The following is an 18,006-nucleotide window of genomic DNA, read 5'->3' as shown; positions in this document are numbered from 1 at the left end:
TGGTCACCTCAATGTCGCTGTGCCCGACGATGTTCCGGACGACGTGGGCGGGATGCCAGGTGCAGCAGCAGCGAGAACGCAGGTGTGGCGGCATCCGCCCGTTCTGCCGCCCGCCTCACCTTGTGCTCGCACAGGGGCGTGATGCAGATGGGTGACAAGCAATGGCACTCTCGACCCCGCTACCGGCGCAGGTCTGGCACTCGGCGCCATCCACTTCGCCGCCCTCTCCGTCACAGGTGCGGCAGCCGACGAGGGTCACGTCCTCCCAGCGGAGGCCGAGCAGTTCGCCGCGCCGTAGGCCGAGGCGGAGCGCCAGACGTACATGAAGACGTTCGTCGCGGGTCGCCTTCAGGACGTCGCGCGCCTGGTCGACTGTGAGGCCGCGGTTCACCTTGTGCTTCGGTGCACCTACCTTGTTAAGCTTGGCCACATTGCACGGGATGGCCTCTTCTCTGACGGCCACCTCCAGCACGTTGCACAGCACTGCGTGAATGGACTGCACCATGCGCACGGACGGATGCGACTTGCAACCTGGCCGGCCCTAAGGGCACAGCACCGGGGCATGTCGACACCGTACTTGCTGGCGGCCACCCGCCCCGGCGCGCCGGGCGTGTGGCCTTCTCCGTCCAGTCCCGCCGCGGGTCACCCGCCCGCCCGGTCTCATTGCGCACCGTCTGGCGGAGAGGGAGTTACGAGCTTGAGGTGACAGACTCTTCCGGCCGACCTATCAACTCCGCCATGCGGATCAAACGGCGAACGTGTTGCGCCCCCTCATCACGCAAGCGGGGAAGGATCTTTTGAAGGTCGCGGGCGCAGACCTGGAGGATGCGGGACCGCTTCGGATCGAGCCTCCCGCATCCCTGCAGATAGGCCGAGATGCATCCAGCTATCGCGCCATCAATTTCGACCACATCGCCGTTACGGTCATCCACCCGGTACAGCTCGTCAGGCCACGGCGCACCGAGGTGTTCGGCCCACAGCACCGTGACCTCGTCAAGGACTGCCTCATTCATTCGAATGAGGCTATGTGGTGGGCGGGAAGTGTCAGATGTAGGGGCTCAGGGGCCGGTTTGACTCAGTCGGTTTGACGTGCCCGAAGCGGGGGATTCGCGGCCCCCAGCCCTCAGGATGGCGGCCAGGTGCCGCGTCGGATCAATCGGTCGATGTGATCGATGAGCTTGGTCTCGCTGTTCAGCAGGCGCTCCTGGGCAGATTCGTCCAAGGGGGCCAGAGCATCGCGGAGATCCTCTTCACGGGGCACATAGACCATCATTCCGGAGTAGGTCCGACAGGCAGGGCACCAGGCCAGGCTGATGCAACGATCGCTGACTGGCTTGAACCGGTACACGTACCCGCGCAGTGGGACGCCGCAGGCCGCACAGTGAGGGAGGCCGTCGACCACCGTGTACCAGTCTGGAGCGGAGGTCTTCTTCCAGCGCCAGCGTTCAGCCTGTGCTCTTCAATCCGTCATGCCGTCCACTATCTCGCATAGCGGTTCATCGGAACCAGATGCCGAGGTGGGAGCTTGCAAGGGCGGGTTTGGACGGGCTGGACGAGGCGGAGCCCATCCGGGAGGGTGTCCCAGCAGCGGCTCAGTGTAAGTGCGATCGCTCACAGGGCGTTTAGTCCTGCGGAGTCTGGTTGAGCTGGAGGGTTAGGTGCCGCGCCAGTGGGGGTGGCAGCGTGACCATGGTTGGTTGCTCTGCGCTTGATCAATCGCTCTGGACGCACCCGGCAGTGACCGACGGTACGGCGCGACGGCTTGCGGAACCACACTGCTGGTGGAGGCGTCCCAGAGGTGACGCGGGAGGTCGCTGTGGACTGGTGGGTCCAACGAGCACGTACGAGTTATGGGCAGCGCAGTATGTGGGTTCCGAGCTTAGGCACGGTTGTGATCGCGGTGTTGACCGGGCTGGTGGTGGCCTTCGCGGTGTCGTCCACCCTCGATGCGGTCGAACGGGAACGCAAGAGCATCGAGGCGGACGGCACCGTCGTCAAACGATGGTTAGAACGCAAGACCTCGTACGCGGACGTGGTCTTCACGACTGCGGCAGGGGCACGGATCCAGACCTCGATCTCGCAGGGTGACTGGGCGTCGATGCCGAAGGTCGGAGACAAGGTCCGGCTCCGGTACCTCCCCGCCAAGCCCGCCGACGGTGTGGCCGATGCCAGGCAGAACCGCTTCGATCGCCACCGGATGCCGATCCTCTACTGGGCCATCGTTGCGGCCTTTGCAGTCGCGACCGGCTGGAGCCATCGCCAATCGATGGCGGCCCGACGCGGCAAATGACCTCGCCCGGCGCCGCACCTGCGATCAGATGCCGGTACGCACTCGTCACCCCAACAGGACTTAACAGGGCGTTGGTCCTGCGGAGTCTGGTTGAGGTGAGGGGTTAGGTGCCGCGCCAGGTGGGGGTGGATTGGCCGGTGAGGCGTCGGCTGAGCAGGTCGATCGAGGCGAGGTGGATCATAGCTTCGGAGCGGACGGGCAGGGCCTCGTAGTCACGGGCCAGGCGGCGGTGCAGCATCAGCCAGCCGAAGGTGCGCTCCACGACCCAGCGACGGGGCAGCGGAACAAAGCCGCGGGTGGCGGGGTCGCGGCTGACGGTCTGGATGCGGATTCCCAGGCTGGCGGCGTGGTCGATGAATCGGGCGCGATAGGCGCTATCGGTCCAGGCCGTGGCGATGGTCGGATGAGCTGCTGCGGTGCTGGTCAGCAGCTGCATGCCGGCCGGTGCGTCCTGAACGCTGGCGGCGGTGACCAGCACCGCCATCAGCAGCCCGAGGGTGTCGGTGATGATGCTGCGTTTGCGGCCGACGATCTTCTTAGCTGCGTCGATGCCTTGGGTGGTGGCGGGCACGGTGGTGGCGGTCTTGACACTCTGGGAGTCGATGATGCACGCGCTGGGCTCGGTATCGCGGCCCTGCTGGCGGACCAGGCGGCGTAGCAGGCCGTTGAGCTGGGTGAACACGCCGTCCTTTTGCCAGGCGGCGAAGTAGGAGTAGACGCTGGCCCAGGGCGGGTAGTCGTGCGGCAGGTAGCGCCAGGGGATGCCGGTGCGGTCCACGTACAAGATCGCGTCCATCAGGACGCGCAGGTCGTGTTCAGGCGGGCGGCCGATGTCCAGGGCATGCTGGCGGCGCGCGGCGCGCCAGTCGGTCAAGGTGGGTTCGATCAGCGCCCAGCGCTCATCGGACAGATCGCTGCGATAGCGCCGTGGTTGGCTCATGTCCTTGGCCTACGCCGACCACACCGGCATGCCCAGCGGCTCTTCTGAGAGCGGAGGGGCGGCGGTTTCGAGCTCGGTCCTGTCCGCCTTTTGGGCCGTGAGAGAGGCTCGAGCGATTCGTTGTTCGGGGTTTTGGTGGTAACGGCTTTGACCGGGTTCGGGCTTTCGGGTGAGTCATGGGGTGCTCCAGCCGTCTACGCATGCGAGCCAGGTTTCTCCGAGGCGGATCGGGTCTATGTGGTGCATCCCGGCTCGGTTCCAGGCGTGGCGGGCCGCTTGGCCGAACGGGTCGACCGGGATTGGTGCCTCGCAGTGGTGTTGTGGTGTGAGGGCGGTGACGGTGAAGGCCCGCACGCCCATCCCGTAGCCGCCGCGGCAGTCTTGGGCGTAGCGCACGAGCCGGTCGTTCCACACGACGGGTCTGCCGGCGGGGCGTGCCTTGCCGGGGTCGCCGGCGATGACCGGGCTGGCGGGATGTTCGACCCAGGGCCCCAAGAGTGTGTCGGCGTGGAAGAGGTGCAGGTGGTCGTGGTTGTGCGGGCCGCAGGCGTACATCCACCACCGGCCGTCATAGTGGATCGGTGTGGGGTCGGCGAGGGGCCGGTGGAGCAGTATCGCCGCCAGCCGCCAGCCGGTGGGAAAGGTGTCGGTCGTGTAGAGCCGCACCTGCCCGGTGCGCCTCGTCTCGGGAATCAGGTAGTACCGGCCGCCGTGGGTGAAGACGAATGGGTAGGACAGGTGGAAGTCCTCGGCGAGGACCACGGCGTTGTAGGTCCAGGTTCGGTGGTCGGCACTGTGCGCATGGCCGATCCGTCCCGTACCGGTGGTCCGGTCGTAGATCTCGAAGAACATGTGCGACCGGTCGCCGACCCGCAGCGTGAAGGGGTCGGCGACGAAGGCCGCGTCGAGGTCGTGGACGTCGGCGCGGGTGAGGACCGGGTTGCCGGCACCTTCGGCCGGTCCCAGACGCAGCGGGGAGGGTCCTTCGTAGATGCCGATCGACCAGTTCTGCACCATCGCCTTCTTCCTCAGCGCAACAGGTCGGCTCGGCCCATTGCGCGGGTCTTGGCCGCCACCAGGTCGGACAGGAGGTGTTCCCAGCGTTCACCTATGACGGTGATGTCGTAGTGCCGGGCGGTCTGGAGGGCGTTGCGGCCCATCCGCCGTCGCAGCCCGTCGTCGGTGATGAGCTCGGTCAGTGCGGCGCCGAGGGCGTCGACGTCGCCCGGCGGGACGAGCAGCCCGTCGCGTCCCGGGGTGATGATCTCCCGGGGGCCGCGGGGGCAGTCGAAGCTGACGACCGGCACGCCGCAGCCGAACGCTTCGATGATCGTCCTGCCGAAGCCCTCGTTGTCGGAGCTGACCGCCAGGATCGAGGCCTTGGCGAACTCGGCCTCGGTGTCGCGGGCGGGGCCCGGGAAACGCACGCTGTCGCCGAGCCCGAGCCGGTTCGTCTGGGCGCGAAGGTCTTCCTCTAGTGACCCGTAGCCGTAGATGCGCAAGATCCAGTCCGGGTGGGCGGCTCTCACCGCGGCGAAGGCGGAGATGAGGCGGTCGTAGCGCTTGACTTGGACGAACCGGCCGGCCGCCGCGATGATCCGCTGGTCCAGCGACGAGCGCAGCCGCCGGCCGGGGGGCAGTTCCCCCGGCAGTGTCACCACCGGCGCGGCCGCACCGAGGATCCGGGCGTAGTCGCGGCGGTCGCTTTCGGTGCGGGTCACCACCGCGTCCAGCCGCGGATACCAGCGGCCGATCTGCTTCAGCATGGCGTCATCGTGAAAAGTGAAGTTTCGGTGCTCTCGCCCCACGACCACCGTGCGGCGGGGCGCGAAGCGGGCGGCGAGCAGGTTCAGGCCGACGCGCGTGCTGATCAGTACGTCGGTCCGGAGCGTCCGCAACGCGCGCCACAGTCGCGGGTCACCGCGCAGCGGAACATCGCCGCGCCGCGGGTCGGCGCGGGGAACCAGCCGGCTCGGGTAGCGGTCCAGCCTGACCGCCCAGCCCGGCCGCGCGTTCTCGCGAACGTCGATAAGCGTGCGCAGTCGGACTCGGGGGTCGACCGGATAGAACGGCGACTCGCGTGTCCGCAACACCGTGACGATCTCCACCTGATGCCGCTCGGCCAGGTGATTGGCGAGAATGATGTTGGACCGGAAGGTGCCGCCCATCCCGTAAGCGCTGTGCAGCAGAAACGTGATCTTCACGCCGCCCTCCGGGTCGTCACATCCGTTCCTTCCCCCACTCCAAGAGCACGGCGTGTCAATGGCCAGGGGCGGTCACGCCCATCCATGTGCCGTATACACGAGTACGGACGAGGATCGATCGTTGTGCGGAGGAGCCAGGGGTGCGGATCCGAGTGCGCGCCTCTGAAGAAGACCTTGTCGACGTGTCCGGAGTCGACGGCGGGCGCGAGGTCCGGGTGGAAGTCGGCCCCTTTGCCGCCGGCGACGCAATGCACGGGGAACGAGTCCTTGGAGTCGGGGGTGTTGGAGGAATGGGAGCTGCTCGTACGGTCCCGGAGCGAGGTGAACCAGACACGCTTATGTCGCCGCCCGGTGCTGCAGGAGATGGTGCCACGAGCGCGGCGACAGCCGTCCGCAGTAGGAGTGCGGCGGGTTGCTGCTGCGAGCTCGGCCGGGGCGCGGTGCCCGTGCTTTGAGCCGGGGGTTTCTCGGGTCCCTGTATGCTCCGGGCATGTCGCCGGATCGTGGGTTTCCGCGTCGCGCTTTGGCGAGGTTTCTTGGTTCTCGGAGAGGCTTGCCGTGAGTGGCGTCGGATGCTTGGGGTTCTCATGATGAGAGTGCTCGATCCACATGACCGGATCGCGCTCGCCGATCTGGTCGCCAGGTACGCGCTCTACGCCGACCATGTCCGGTACACCGGTCTTGTGGGTCTGTTCACCGATGACGCGGTGCTGGTCATGCCGGACCCTCCGGAGCAGCTCGAGCCCGTCCATTCCTTTACGGGACGAGACGAGATCGCCAAGGCGCTGCGGTTCCTGGAGAGGTTCTCGCGCACGTCACACGAGATCGTGGGCCAGGTGTTCGATCCGGGACGCCAGAACGCGACGGCGACCGGGCAGGTCGCCTGCGTCGCGCACCATCTCAGCGAAGACGAGCCGGGGAAGCCCGTCGATTTCGCCTGGCACGTCCGCTACAGCGACGCCTACCGGCGCGAGGGCGGCTTCTGGCGGATCGAGCGCCGGACGGTGCAGGTCATCTTCATCGAGAAGAGACCGGTCTGGTGCTGGAGAGATTGAGCACCAGGGACCCACGACCTCATCTCCTTTGACAGGGTCCGCCTGTTCTATGTCTCGCTTCACCTGGGATTCGAGAGCCGAGCCAACAGGTCGGGAGCTCTTGCTGGTGACAGCGGCTCCTCAGCACGGTTGCCACGGGCCGAGCGGTCGGCCTCTCTCGACGTAGTCTCTGTACTCGTAACCGAGCATGCCGTGATTGACCCACCAGCGCGCGTCGGCGTTCAGTTCTCGTTCGGCCAGTGCGATAGCCGCCTCTGGCGTCGCGGCGGTGCCTATGGTCCGAGCGCCCTCCCTGTTCTCGTCCTCCGGGTAGAAGGCGTCGTCACTTGGATAGAGAAGGCCGCTGTACCGGTCGAGTTCCACCGTGTCTTCAACGGCCGTACACGTGACGTAGCAAACGCCGTCGGTCGCTGGCTGGATCCGGGCGTATCTCACTCCCCGGCGCCCGTCTTCCTCGAAGCCGCCGAGGAGTTGCTCTATTGCCCGTCCGCGACGCAGGGCCCCCAGCGCCAGGGACATCGGCAGGTGACGCATCAGGCACTTGTGCCTTCTGTCGGTGTTGAGCGGGTGTAGTGGGCGATTATCACGCCCTTGGGAGTCGTGATGCTGCCGGTGAGGTCGAACTTGGTCAGTGGGGCTGTGTCGTCGAACAGTCGCAGGCCGCGGCCTAGGGTCAGCGGGTGGATCAGCAGTGTGTAGTGGTCGATCAAACCGGCGGCGTGCAGGCTCCGGACCAGGGTGGCGCTGCCGTTGATCGAGAGGTCGTTGCCCGGCTGGGCCTTCAGGTCGGCCACCACTTCGGCCGCCTCGCCGCGTAGGAGGATCGAGTTCTCCCAGGCGTCGGCGTTCGGGAGCGTCTTGGACACCACGTACTTCTTGGCCGCGTTCATGTGCCTGGTGAAGGGGTTGCCGTCAGTGCGGTATCCCCATGCGGTGGTGAAGTCCTCCCAGGTTCGACGGCCGAAGAGCATGTCGCCGGGCTTGCTCATCCCCTTGGCCAGTTCGCGTCCCATGACCTCGTCGTTGTACTGCGGTCCCCACCCACCGTGGACGAAGCCGTTACGCGTGTCCTCGTCCGGGCGTCCCAGTCCCTGGACGACGCCATCGAGGGTGACGAACAAGGTGGCGGTGATCGGCCGCATTCTTCCCTCCTCACCCGGGCCGGCAGAGCGATCCGGTCATCTGCGGTTCCGCTGTTCGGACAACCGCTCTCTGCCAGGTAGACCGGGGAACGTTGCGAAACTCATCGTGATTCGTAGTGGGTGGCTTGGACGGTGAAGAGGTGGGCGTAGGCGCCGTTCAGTGCCATCAGTTCGGGATGGGTGCCGCGTTCGGTGATGCGGCCGTCGGCCAAGACGACGATGAGGTCGGCGTCGCGGACGGCACCGAGACGGTGGGAGATCAGGACGCTCGTGCGGCCGCGGCGGTGGCGGTGAGGTCGCCGATCATGATGTTCTCCGCGGCGGTGAGGTCGTACTCCATGAAGTCCTGGAAGACGACGCCGATGCGTTCGCGGAGGTCAGCGGGGTCGATGTCGCGCAGGTCCACTCCGTCCCAGGTGACGGAGCGCTTGTCGGGGTCGTAGAGGCGGCAGAGGAGTTTGATTGGAGCCCCGCTTCTTCCACTGCTGACCGGCCACAACGGCGTTCATTGCGTGGCGTTCAGGCCGGACGGCAAGACTTCTGGCCTCGGCCTCCTATGAGGGGATTCGGCTGTGGGATGCCGCCACCCACGAACAGCGGGGGTTCAGGGGGTGAAGGCCTGGGTTACGGAGAGGCTGTCTTCGTAGACATGGTGGCGGGTGATCAAGCCGTTCTCGACGGTGAGGTGCAGGGCGAAGCGGGCGCGGTAGGGGCGTCCAGTGGGGCGGGCCGTTTGCCTGATCTCTCCTAGGACTACCGCGTCGTCACCGTCCACCAGGATGCGCTCGACCTGGGTGTCCGCCTTTTCGGGGATGTGGTGCTCGGCTATCTGCCGGAAGTGCGCGGCGGCGTCGGCGCGGCTTGAGCGGTGCTGGATCCAGGGAGTCTCGGCGCGGCCGTGCTCGGCTTGCGGCCAGTCCAGTTTCCAGTCGCTGCGTTCCGCGTACAGCGCTGCGATCTGCTCCGGGTCGCCTTCGCCGATTCGGTGGAGCAGTTCCTCCACCACGGTGCGGGTGTTCGGGGATGTGGGGGCTTCAGGCATGGCCGTCCTTTTGGGGTCGGTGCGTGGGTCTTACGGGTCGACTTTTCAGTACTGCGGTCGTTGCGGCGATTACCTCTCACGTCATCGGCGGACGAGTGTGGCGTGGATCACTTCGGTGAGTGTCACATCGGCGGGGGGTGGGCCGTCTGGTCGGCATGGTGAGGACACTGGTGAGGGTGGCGCTGGCCGCTGCGGTGGGGGTCGGGCCGGTGGCTTCGGCTCGGGCGGACGTGGTGTGCGATGAGCGGTGCCAGGCGGCTTGGGCGCAGCAGCGTGCCAACGCAATGCCGCGTACCGCTTTCTATGACCCGCCGGTTCCGCTGCCGTGGGCGGCGGCCGGGACGGTGATCAGGCGGGAGGCCGCGGCTGGTTACAGTGTGCCTGCGCGTGTCACCCGGTTGTTGTACCACTCGCGGACGGGCACGGGGCGGGACGTGGCCGCGTCGGCCGTCGTGCTGGTGCCGTCCGGCCAACCGCCCCGGGGCGGTTGGCCGGTCGTCGTGGACGCTCACGGGACGAGTGGTGCGGCTCGTGAGTGCGCGCCGTCGCTGATGCGGGATCTCTACCACGGTGACCAGATGGCCCGGTTCCTCGGTCGCGGGTACGCCGTCATCGCGCCCGATTACGCCGGGTTGGGGACGGATGGGCGGCACGCGCTCGGGGACAAGGTCGCGGCTGCCGATGATGTCGTCAACTCTGTGCGGGCCGCCCGGCAGGGTGTGCCCGGGCTTTCGCGCAGGTGGGTGGTGTGGGGGCACTCGCAGGGTGGGGGTGCGGCGCTGGCTGTGGCCGAACGCCAGGTGCGGCGTCCTGTGGATGGTTATCGCGGTGCCGTGGTGACGTCGCCCGCCGCGCTTCTGAGGGAGACCGTCGGGTATGCCGCGTCCAGGCCGGGGTTGGGGGCGTTCGTGGCCTTGGTCGCGTCCGGTGCGCACGTCAGCGATCCGCGGATCGATCCCGCGCGGTTGCTCACCGCTGAGGCGGTCGGACGGCTGGGGAGTGTCCGGTCCGGCTGCCTGGGCGTGGTGAGCGCCGTGCTCGGTGACCTGAGCGGGCCGGGCCTGGTGCGTTCGCTGGACGAGCCGCGTTTCGTCCGGTTCCTCAAGGCCAACAGCGTCGGCACGGAGCGGGTGGCCGGTCCTGTGCTGCTGCTGCAAGGGCAGGCCGACAGCGTGATTCCCGTGTGGATGACCGACCGGGTGGCGCGTGCGCTGCGTGGCAACGGATCCGCCGTCGACTACCGCACCTATCCCGGGTTGGAGCACGACACCTATCCGGGGCGGGTCGTCGGTATCGATGACGGCGCGATGGGCGACATCCTCGCTTGGGTCGCCCGCCGGTTCGGTGGAAGGGGTGCCGGCCGGACATGAGCGCCGGTGACGGTGTGGAGGTCTTCGAGCGGTACCGGCGGTTGCTGCTGGGGCTCGGATACCGGCTGCTGGGCAGCATGTGGGACGCCGAGGACGTGGTGCAGGAGGCCTTCGTCCGGTGGATGGGCACCGACCGGGGGCGGGTTCGCGAGCCGCGCGCGTTCCTGGTGACGGTCGTGACCCGCCTGGCGCTGGACCAGCTCCGGTCGGCGCGTGCGGCCCGGGAGGTCCACACGGGGCCCTGGCTGCCCGAACCCGTTGACGGCGAGGCGTTCGGGCCGCTGGAGACCGCCGAGCTGCGCGACACGCTGTCGTACGCGACGCTGCACATGATGGAGCGGTTGTCGCCGCCCGAGCGCGCGGTGTTCGTGCTGCGCGAGGCCTTCGACATGCCGTACGACCGGATCGCCGGGATCCTGGACGAGCCCGTCGCGACCTGCCGGCAGTGGCACCGTCGGGCGGCCGGTCATCTGACCAGGGCTTCGGGGCGGTTCGCTCCCGCGTCCTCGGATCATGCTGAGCTGCTCACCCGGTTCCTCACCGCGGCGCGGAACGGTGACATGGCCGCGTTGACGGAGCTGCTGGCCGAGGACGCGGTCGCCTACAACGACGGCGGGGGGAAGGTCCGCGCCGCGTTGCGTCCGATCGTCGGGCGTGACGACGTGGTGGCGTTCGTGGCCGGGTTGATGTCGCGCTATCCGCTGGAGGACGCCCGCGTGGTGCAGGCGAACGGCGAGCCGGCGGTCTGGACGGTGATCGGCGGGCAGCGGCAGCTGGTCGCGTTCGACGTCCGCGGCGGGCGCATCCATGCCGTCTACGGCGTTCTCGATCCCGGCAAGCTCACCCGCGTGCCGGGAGGGCGTTGAGGTCACGAGCCGCGGTGGGGGTGGATCAGGGGGTGGCCTGTGCGGGGGTGGGGGAGCACTTCGATGTCGTGGTCGTAGACGCGGGTCAGCAGGGACGAGGTCAGGACGTCGGACGGGGGGCCGCACGCGGCGAGGCGGCCGTCGTGGAGGACGGCCACCCGGTCGGCGTGGGCGGCGGCCAGGCCCAGGTCGTGGACGACCGCGACCACGGCGGCGCCCGCGGCGGCCCGGCGGCGGACGGTGCCGAAGACGAGTTCCTGGTGGTGGAGGTCCAGGGCGGCGGTCGGCTCGTCCAGGAGGAGGACGGCGGTGCGCTGGGCGAGGACGCGGGCGAGGGAGACGCGGGCCTGCTCGCCTCCGGAGAGGTGCGGGTAGGGGCGGTCGGCGAAGGCCGCGACGTCGGTCTGGCGCATGGCTTCGGCGGTCGCGGCCTCGTCGTCGTCCGCGAGCGGGGTGCCGGTCCAGGGGGCGCGGCCCATCGCGACGACCTGCGCGACGGTGAAGGGGAACGCGAGGGTCTGGTGCTGGAGGAGGATCGCGCGGCGCATCGCGAGTCCGGTGCGGGTCCAGGAGGTGAGGGGCGCGCCGTCCACGGTGATGAGTCCGGTGGACGGGACGTCGCCGCTCACCGCGGAGAGGAGTGTGGACTTGCCCGCGCCGTTCGGGCCGACGAGGGCGAGCACCTCGCCGTAGGCGACGGTCAGGTCGATCCCGGCGAGGACGGTCCGGGCGCCGCGCGTGACGCCGAGGTCGCGCACCTCGATCGCCGGGGTGCCGGGGACGGGCGGGCGCGGTGGGGCGGGGCGGCGGATCATGCGAGCCGTCCGCGGGCGCGGCGGAGGAGCCAGAAGAAGAACGGTCCGCCGAGCAGGGCGGTGAGGACGCCGAGCGGGAGCTCCTGGTACGGGATCGCGGTGCGGGCGACCATGTCGGCGGCGACGAGGACGATCGCGCCGCCGAGGGCGCTGGCCGGGATGAGGGTCCGGTGGGCGGGGCCCGCGACGAGGCGGACGAGGTGCGGGACGACGAGGCCGACGAAGGAGATGACGCCCGCGAACGCCACGGCGGCGGACGTCATCAGCGCGATCACGACGACGCAGGTGAAGCGGAGGCGTTCGACGTCGACGCCGAGGTGGCGGGCGGTGCGCTCGCCGAGGGCGAGGAGGTCGAGGCGGCGGGCGCAGGCGAGGGCCGCGGCCAGGCCGGCGGCGGCGAACGGGGTGACGGCGGCGACGGCGTTCCAGGTGGCGCCGGACAGGCTGCCGAGGTTCCAGGTCGTGATGGCGCGCAGCGCGTCGTCGCCCGCGGCGAACATGAGCAGGCCGAGGAGGGCGCTCGCGACGGCGTTGACGGCGATGCCGGTCAGCAGCAGCGTGACGACGTCGGTGCGGCCGCCGGAGCGGGACACGGCGTAGACGAGCAGGGTGGTGGCCAGGCCGGAGAGGAACGCGGCGGTCACGATCGTCCAGTTGCCGAGGGCGGACAGGCCGAACACGATGACGGTGGCGGCGCCGACGGCGGAGCCCCAGGAGACGCCGATGACGGCGGGTTCGGCGAGCGGGTTGCCGAACACGCCCTGCATGACGGCGCCGGAGCAGCCGAGCGCCGCGCCGACGAGGACGGCGAGCGCGACGCGGGGGAACCGGACGATCCACAGGGCGTTGTCGCCCTGCGCGACGGTGGGGCGGGGGCCGATGTCCAGGCCCAGGTGGTGCAGCAGCGAGCCGAGGACCTGGTCGGGCGGGACGTCCACCTGGCCTACTCCCGCGGCGATGACGGACAGCACCGCCAGGATCAGCCCGAGGGCCGGCAGGAGCGTGCCGCGGGGCCATCTCGCCGGGGCGGGCTCGGGTGCGCTCATCCGCAGGTCCGGTGGACGGCGTTGGCGAGCGCGCTGATCGTCTCGGCGGTGCGGGAGCCGAAGGACAGCAGCGTGCCGTCGTCGGCGTCCACGACGCGGCGGTCCCGCCCGGCGGGGGTCTGCGCGACGCCGGGCAGCTTGAGCAGGCCGGACACGCCGCCGACGGACTTCAGGCCGCCGGTCATGACCAGGATGACCTCGGGCGCCGCGTTGATCATGCCCTCGCTGGTGAGGGGGCGGAAGCCGGACAGGCCGATGGCGGAGCCCGCGTCCACCGCGCCGGCCGCCTGGATCATGGCATCGGAGCCCGCGCCCTTGCCGCCGATGAGGTAGACGCCGGCGCTGCCCCGGACGTAGAGGAACGCGGTCTTCGGACGGTTCCCGGACGGCACGCGCGACGCGGCGGCCTCGATCTCGGTCCGGACGCGGGCGGCCAGCCTGCGGCCCGCGTCCGGGACGCCGAGCGCGGCGGCGACGGCGGTGATGTGCGGGCCGATCGCGTCGACGGTCTCGCGGTCGTCCACGAGGACGACGGGGATGCCGGCGCGGCGGAGCTGGTCGAGCACCTCGGGCGGGCCGACGCTCCGGTCGGCGAGCACGACCGACGGGTCCAGCCGCAGGACCGCCTCGGCGGACAGGTCGTGGCCCTGCGCGGTGACGAGCGGCAGCGCGCGGGCGGACGGGAAGGTGGTGGAGACGTCGCGCCCGACGAGCCGGTCGCCGAGGCCGAGGGCGTGGACGATCTCGGCGAGCGAGCCGTAGAGGTTGACCGCGAGGATCCGCCGCGCGTCGCGGACGGTGACGCTCGTCCCGTCGGCGGAGCGGACCGTGACCGGCAGCCTCGGTGTGCCGGGGCGGTCGATCGGCGTCGGATCGCCGGACGGCGCGGCGACCGTGGCCGGCCCGCAGCGCGAGGTGGCCGCGGACCCGGTGGCGCACGCGCCCAGCGGCAGCAGGCAGGTGAGCGCGACCGCTGCGGCGGCGAAGTTCGGGCGGGTCACGAGGTCCTCCGGCGGCGCAGCACGACGACGGCCGCGCCGGCGGCGACGAGCACGGCCGCTCCCGCGGCGCCCCACGTCCACATGGGCAGGCCGTCGCCGTCCTTCTCGAACGTGACGGGCACTCGCACGTCCTGCGAACGGTCGGACGTGCGGGTGTGGTCGGCGCGCGTGACCACGGCGCAGCGGGTCGTGAAGCAGTCCGCCGAGCCGGAGAGCGCGGGGCCGATCGTGAGCGTCACGTCGAAGGTGCCGCCGGGTCCGTAGGGGACGGCCAGGCCCTTGCCGTACGGGGGCGGGTTGGACGAGATCCATTGGGAGGCGCCCGTCCTCCCCGACGTGTCGGCGCCACCTCCGCAGGGCGACGGCGTCTTCCCGGGCCCGTTGTCCTTGCAGAGCGCGATGTAGATGCCCTTGCCCGTGTCGTACTTCGCGCCCTTGACGCGGACGGTCGCCCCCTTCTCGGGGAGGCCGTCCGCCTGCGAGACGGTGAGGGTCTGCCCGGACGGTCCGGACGCCGTCCCGGTTCCCGCGTGCGCGGCGGGGGCGAGCAGCGGGCCGCCGGCGGCCGCCAGGACGAGCGCCGCGATCGGTCGCGCGGCGGTACGGGTGCCATGCATGGGCCGTCCATTCCTCGGGGCCGTGGCCTCGCGGCCACCTGGGCGATCGACCGGGGACCAGGGCCTTTACCGGTGATCGCGGTTAGATTAGCTTAGGCTTACCTAACTTTTAAGAGGTAAGCCTTGCCTAACTCATCAGCCCCGCGCAGATCAGCGGCGGTCACGGTCGCCGGCGCGGCGGCGCTCGCCGGCGCGCTCGCCCTCGGCGCGCGGCCCGCGCACGCCGCCTCACTGCGGGTGTCCCCGGCGTCCGGCGTGAACCCGTCCGGGCAGACGGTGTCGGTGCGCGGCTCCGGCTTCGATCCCGCGCGCAACAACGGCTTCGGCGTCTACGTGGTGTTCGGGCCCCGCGGTGCCGACTGGACGACCAACGCCAACGCCTACCTGTCGGCGGTCTGGGTGCATCGCGGGGCCGCCGCGGGTGCGGGGCAGGCGCCGATGAGCGGCGCCGGCGGCTTCTCCGTGACCCTGTCCGTGAAGGCGAAGTACACCGACGGCGACGGCCGGAAGGTCGACTGCCTGAGGACGCAGTGCTACGTGATGACGATGGCCGCGCACGGCGTCCCGGACCGCGGCCAGGACACCGTCACCCCGATCCGCTTCCAGGGCGCCGGTTCCGGTCAGGGGTCGAGCGGCTCGTCCGGCGGGAGCCGGGGCGGCACGGGATCGGGTGGTGGCGCGGCGTCCGGCGGCGGGTCGTCGGCCGGTGCGGCGTCCGGCGGCGCAGCGTCCGGCGGCACGGCCTCTACGCCCGGTGCGACCGCCTCGCCGGCCGGGAGTGCGAGCCCCGGCGCGGGCGGGGCCGCCGACGCCTCCCCCGCGGCGGCTTTCGAGCAGACCGTCTCCGGTGGACGTGCCGGATCGCCCTGGCCGTTCTGGGCCGTCACCGGGGCCGCACTGCTGGCGGTACCCGCTGCCCGGTACGGGGTCCGGCGGCGGACGGCCCGCCGGAGGTCCTCGTGACTCCCGGTCGCTCGAACGCCGGCCTCTTGATCTGCGCCGTTTTCCCTGTACAGTTCCCAACTTAGGTAAGCCTTACCTAACTTACCGACGTTCTTCCGGAAGGGAACCGATGAAGAAGGCGTCCACACGACTCACGCGCGGCGCGGTCCTGCTCGCCGCCGCCGGACTGGTCACGGCCGGGCTCGGCGCCGCGCCCGCCCTGGCCGCGGGGCCCGGCACGACCGTCACCCCCGCGAGCGGTCTCGATCCCGGAGGGCAGGACCTGACCGTCCACGGCAGCGGGTTCAGCGCCACGGCCAACAACGGATTCGGCGTCTACGTCGTCTTCGGGCCGAAGAACGCCGACTACGCGACCAACGCCAACGCCTTCCAGGCGTCCAAGTGGGTGCACAAGGGCGCGACCCCGAGCGCCGGCCAGGACGTCATGAACGCGGACGGCACCTTCGACGTCACCCTCCCCGGCGTCAAGGCCCAGTACACCGACGGCGACGGCAACCGCGTCGACTGCCTCACCACGCAGTGCTACGTCATCACGATGGCCGCGCACGGCGTCCCCGACCGGAGCCAGGACAGCTTCACGCCCGTCACGTTCACCGGCGGGGAGAACCCGGGCGACCCGGGCGGCGAGGACCCCGGAACCGACCCCGGCACGCCCGCGGGGAGCGGGAAGCAGACCCTCTCCACCAAGGTGACCAACGGCGCGCTCACCCTCGCGCTGGACGGCGACACCGCCGAACTCGGCACCGTGACGCCCGGCGAGCACTCCACCGGCACGCTGCGGACGGCCAGGGTCACCGACGCGCGCGGCACCCAGGCGGGCTGGAGCCTCGTCGGCGAGGCCACCGACTTCAGCCGCGCGGCGGGCGGCACGATCCCGGCGGCGGGCCTCGCGTGGTCCCCGTCCGCGCGGGTGGTGGCGGACGGCTCGCAGGGCGCGGTGACCGCGGGCGCGGCGGGCTCCCTCGGGACGCCCCGCACGCTCGCGTCGTCGGCCGCCGGATCCAGCGGCGGCGCGTTCGAGGCGGGCGCGGGCCTGGACCTCAGCGTCCCGGCGGGGACCGCCCCCGGCGACTACACCGCCACCCTCACCCTGACTTTGTCCTGAGCCTGGCGGCAGGCGATCCCGTGAGACGGGCGGGGTGGGAATGGTCGAAGCATCCCCACCCCGCCCGCGCAGAGCACGATACGCGGAGTTCCCCCTCATGATGAGAATGCGCGGCGCGGCGGTCCTGGTCGCGGCCACCGCCCTCGCCGTGTCCCCGGCGCTGCTGCCGGCGCGGTCGGTCCCCGGCGCGTGGGGAGTCGTCCCCCCGCGCACGGCCGCGGCCTCCGCCGACGCCGCCACGCCCGTCGCCGCGCCCGTGCCCGGCGGTTTCTCGTGGTCGGTCAAGCCGGCCGGGGCCCGCGGGCAGTCGCGCCGCGACTTCTTCGTCTACGCGCTGACCCCCGGCCAGCGGGTCCGCGACAAGGTGGTCGTCACCAACACCGGCGACCGCCCCCTGACGTTCCGCGTGTACGCCACGGACGCGTTCAACACCGCGGACGGCTCGTTCGCGCTGTACGCCGCCGGACGGCCCGCCACCGACGTCGGCACCTGGATCGCGATCGCGGGCGCGCCGACCCGGACCGTGCGGCCGGGACGCTCGGCCGAGCTGCCGTTCACGCTGACCGTGCCGTCCGGTGCGACGCCCGGCGACCACGCCGGCGGGGTCATCGCCGCCGTGACCGAGCAGACGACCGGCGCGCAGGGGCAGCGCGTCAACATCGACCGGCGGATCGCCGCCCGCGTGTACGCGCGCGTGGACGGGGCGCTCACCTCGTCCCTCCAGGTGGAGGCGCTGGACGCGGCACCCGGGCGGCCGCCGCTCGGGCGCGGGGACGTGAACGTCACCTACCGGATACGCAACACCGGCAACGTCCGGCTGACCGCCGCCGCGCGGGTCGGTGTCACGGGCCCGTTCGGCGCGGGTCTCGGACGTCCCGTCACGCGGAGGGTGCCGGAGCTGCTGCCGGGCAACGCCTACACGTTCACCGACCGGGTCCGCGGCGTCTATCCCGCGGGCCCGCTCACCGCGACGCTGCGGCTGACACCGGCCGCTGCGGAGGACGATGCGGCCGCGGCCCGGCCGACGGTGCGGACCACCGGGTGGTGGGCGACACCCTGGGCGCCGGTGGCCGCGGCCGTCCTCGCCGCCGTCGCCATCGCCTACCTGGTCCGCCGCCGTCGCAAGGCACGCTCATGAGGACCCGGAGGCTCGGGAAGACGGTGGTACGGGCGCTTCTCGCCGCCGCGCCGGCGGTTCTGCCGATCGGCTTCGCGGTCGCTGCCGGGCCCGCCTCGGCCGCCGCGCCGGGGCCGTCCGTGGAGATCGACCGGACGGAGGCGAGGGTCGGCGACACCGTCACCGTGGATCTGAACGCGTGGCCGTCCGGGAACGTGCTGATCGAGCTGTGCGGCAACGGCGGGGCGCGCGGCTCGGCGGACTGCGCCGTCGCGGCGGCGGCCACGACGTTCGCGGACGCGCGGGGACGCGGGACGGCGATGGTCACGGTCGTGAAGCCGCCGATCGGCTGCCCCTGCGTGATCTCCGCGCGGCCCGTGGCCGGCGGGCGGGCGCGCACCGTCCCGCTGGCGGTGCGCGGCGTCCCGACCCT

At 70.9% G+C, this 18,006-nt stretch carries 21 protein-coding genes and 1 pseudogene; 8 read left to right on the top strand and 14 right to left on the bottom strand.

Annotation, left to right across the window (positions count from 1 at the left end):
* Window positions 1-115: 115 nt before the first annotated feature.
* The 3 genes from E1300_RS10550 to E1300_RS49945 all read right to left on the bottom strand — a co-directional run bounded on the left by E1300_RS10550 (window position 116) and on the right by E1300_RS49945 (window position 1,273).
* Window positions 116-511 carry a hypothetical protein gene (locus tag E1300_RS10550; protein WP_131756708.1) on the bottom strand — a complete coding sequence of 132 codons (396 nt, stop codon included), beginning with the start codon at window positions 509-511 and terminating at the stop codon, window positions 116-118.
* Window positions 512-689: 178 nt separating this feature from the next.
* Window positions 690-1,013, bottom strand: coding sequence for a hypothetical protein (locus E1300_RS10545; RefSeq protein ID WP_131756707.1), 324 nt, complete (start codon window positions 1,011-1,013; stop codon window positions 690-692).
* 110 nt (window positions 1,014-1,123) lie between these two features.
* Window positions 1,124-1,273 (bottom strand): hypothetical protein, encoded by a 150-nt coding sequence (locus E1300_RS49945; RefSeq protein WP_165502778.1) that lies wholly within the window; start codon window positions 1,271-1,273, stop codon window positions 1,124-1,126.
* Window positions 1,274-1,903: 630 nt separating this feature from the next.
* Between E1300_RS49945 and E1300_RS10540 the strand changes: the two genes are divergently transcribed.
* Window positions 1,904-2,290, top strand: a complete 387-nt coding sequence (locus tag E1300_RS10540; RefSeq protein ID WP_165502782.1) for a DUF3592 domain-containing protein — start codon at window positions 1,904-1,906, stop codon at window positions 2,288-2,290.
* A gap of 103 nt (window positions 2,291-2,393) precedes the next feature.
* On the opposite strand, the gene E1300_RS10535 is transcribed toward E1300_RS10540, so the two are convergent.
* The 3 genes from E1300_RS10535 to E1300_RS10525 form a co-directional block, all read right to left on the bottom strand.
* Complete coding sequence (locus E1300_RS10535; protein ID WP_131756705.1) at window positions 2,394-3,230, bottom strand: IS5 family transposase; 837 nt, start codon at window positions 3,228-3,230, stop codon at window positions 2,394-2,396.
* Window positions 3,231-3,404: 174 nt separating this feature from the next.
* Window positions 3,405-4,247 carry a glucosamine inositolphosphorylceramide transferase family protein gene (locus E1300_RS10530; protein ID WP_131756704.1) on the bottom strand — a complete coding sequence of 281 codons (843 nt, stop codon included), beginning with the start codon at window positions 4,245-4,247 and terminating at the stop codon, window positions 3,405-3,407.
* Between the two features lie 11 nt (window positions 4,248-4,258).
* Complete coding sequence (locus tag E1300_RS10525; RefSeq protein WP_131756703.1) at window positions 4,259-5,434, bottom strand: glycosyltransferase family 4 protein; 1,176 nt, start codon at window positions 5,432-5,434, stop codon at window positions 4,259-4,261.
* Window positions 5,435-6,030: 596 nt separating this feature from the next.
* On the opposite strand from E1300_RS10525, the gene E1300_RS10515 reads away from it, so the two are divergent.
* Entirely contained in the window at window positions 6,031-6,489 is a 459-nt protein-coding gene (locus E1300_RS10515) for a nuclear transport factor 2 family protein (protein ID WP_165502781.1), read from the top strand.
* A 120-nt stretch (window positions 6,490-6,609) separates the two neighbouring features.
* Here E1300_RS10515 and E1300_RS10510 read toward each other — a convergent pair whose 3' ends face one another.
* The 4 genes from E1300_RS10510 to E1300_RS10495 all read right to left on the bottom strand — a co-directional run bounded on the left by E1300_RS10510 (window position 6,610) and on the right by E1300_RS10495 (window position 8,673).
* Window positions 6,610-7,008: a hypothetical protein gene (locus E1300_RS10510; RefSeq protein WP_131756701.1), complete on the bottom strand. Its 399-nt coding sequence runs from the start codon at window positions 7,006-7,008 to the stop codon at window positions 6,610-6,612.
* Window positions 7,009-7,022: 14 nt separating this feature from the next.
* Entirely contained in the window at window positions 7,023-7,631 is a 609-nt protein-coding gene (locus tag E1300_RS10505; RefSeq protein ID WP_131756700.1) for a dihydrofolate reductase family protein, read from the bottom strand.
* A gap of 259 nt (window positions 7,632-7,890) precedes the next feature.
* On the bottom strand, window positions 7,891-8,037 hold the full coding sequence (locus E1300_RS53910) for a hypothetical protein (RefSeq protein WP_370784684.1): 147 nt from the start codon (window positions 8,035-8,037) through the stop codon (window positions 7,891-7,893).
* A 198-nt stretch (window positions 8,038-8,235) separates the two neighbouring features.
* Window positions 8,236-8,673: a nuclear transport factor 2 family protein gene (locus tag E1300_RS10495; protein ID WP_131756699.1), complete on the bottom strand. Its 438-nt coding sequence runs from the start codon at window positions 8,671-8,673 to the stop codon at window positions 8,236-8,238.
* A 176-nt stretch (window positions 8,674-8,849) separates the two neighbouring features.
* On the opposite strand from E1300_RS10495, the gene E1300_RS10485 reads away from it, so the two are divergent.
* Both E1300_RS10485 and sigJ read left to right on the top strand, forming a co-directional pair.
* The gene (locus E1300_RS10485; RefSeq protein WP_165502780.1) at window positions 8,850-10,043 is read left to right on the top strand and encodes an alpha/beta hydrolase family protein; all 1,194 of its coding nucleotides are present in this window, start codon (window positions 8,850-8,852) and stop codon (window positions 10,041-10,043) included.
* Window positions 10,040-10,909, top strand: a complete 870-nt coding sequence (gene sigJ / locus E1300_RS10480; RefSeq protein WP_131756697.1) for an RNA polymerase sigma factor SigJ — start codon at window positions 10,040-10,042, stop codon at window positions 10,907-10,909. Before E1300_RS10485 ends, sigJ begins: the two co-directional genes overlap by 4 nt.
* A 2-nt stretch (window positions 10,910-10,911) precedes the next feature.
* Here sigJ and E1300_RS10475 read toward each other — a convergent pair whose 3' ends face one another.
* From E1300_RS10475 to E1300_RS51460, 4 genes are read right to left on the bottom strand one after another with little or no spacing between them, the layout of a single operon-like run.
* Window positions 10,912-11,724 (bottom strand): heme ABC transporter ATP-binding protein, encoded by an 813-nt coding sequence (locus E1300_RS10475; RefSeq protein WP_131756696.1) that lies wholly within the window; start codon window positions 11,722-11,724, stop codon window positions 10,912-10,914.
* Entirely contained in the window at window positions 11,721-12,770 is a 1,050-nt protein-coding gene (locus tag E1300_RS10470; protein ID WP_131756695.1) for a FecCD family ABC transporter permease, read from the bottom strand. The genes E1300_RS10475 and E1300_RS10470 overlap by 4 nt, the downstream gene beginning before the upstream one ends.
* Window positions 12,767-13,771 carry a heme/hemin ABC transporter substrate-binding protein gene (locus E1300_RS10465; RefSeq protein WP_207399627.1) on the bottom strand — a complete coding sequence of 335 codons (1,005 nt, stop codon included), beginning with the start codon at window positions 13,769-13,771 and terminating at the stop codon, window positions 12,767-12,769. The genes E1300_RS10470 and E1300_RS10465 overlap by 4 nt, the downstream gene beginning before the upstream one ends.
* Window positions 13,768-14,388 carry a hypothetical protein gene (locus E1300_RS51460; protein WP_242619062.1) on the bottom strand — a complete coding sequence of 207 codons (621 nt, stop codon included), beginning with the start codon at window positions 14,386-14,388 and terminating at the stop codon, window positions 13,768-13,770. Before E1300_RS51460 ends, E1300_RS10465 begins: the two co-directional genes overlap by 4 nt.
* Before the next feature lie 123 nt (window positions 14,389-14,511).
* On the opposite strand from E1300_RS51460, the gene E1300_RS10455 reads away from it, so the two are divergent.
* The 4 genes and pseudogenes from E1300_RS10455 to E1300_RS10440 all read left to right on the top strand — a co-directional run.
* Window positions 14,512-15,351: a hypothetical protein gene (locus tag E1300_RS10455; RefSeq protein ID WP_131756694.1), complete on the top strand. Its 840-nt coding sequence runs from the start codon at window positions 14,512-14,514 to the stop codon at window positions 15,349-15,351.
* Window positions 15,352-15,460: 109 nt separating this feature from the next.
* Entirely contained in the window at window positions 15,461-16,456 is a 996-nt protein-coding gene (locus E1300_RS10450) for a WxL domain-containing protein (RefSeq protein ID WP_131756693.1), read from the top strand.
* A gap of 97 nt (window positions 16,457-16,553) precedes the next feature.
* Entirely contained in the window at window positions 16,554-17,594 is a 1,041-nt protein-coding gene (locus E1300_RS10445) for a WxL protein peptidoglycan domain-containing protein (protein WP_242619061.1), read from the top strand.
* A pseudogene (locus E1300_RS10440) lies at window positions 17,591-18,006 on the top strand (hypothetical protein); the annotation flags it as partial. The gene E1300_RS10445 and the pseudogene E1300_RS10440, both read left to right, overlap by 4 nt.

This window comes from Actinomadura fibrosa (assembly GCF_900659615.1).
Classification (GTDB): Bacteria; Actinomycetota; Actinomycetes; order Streptosporangiales; family Streptosporangiaceae; genus Spirillospora; species Spirillospora fibrosa.
The sequence above is the reverse complement of the archived record's forward strand: the minus strand, read 5'-3'. Positions and strand labels throughout refer to the sequence as shown.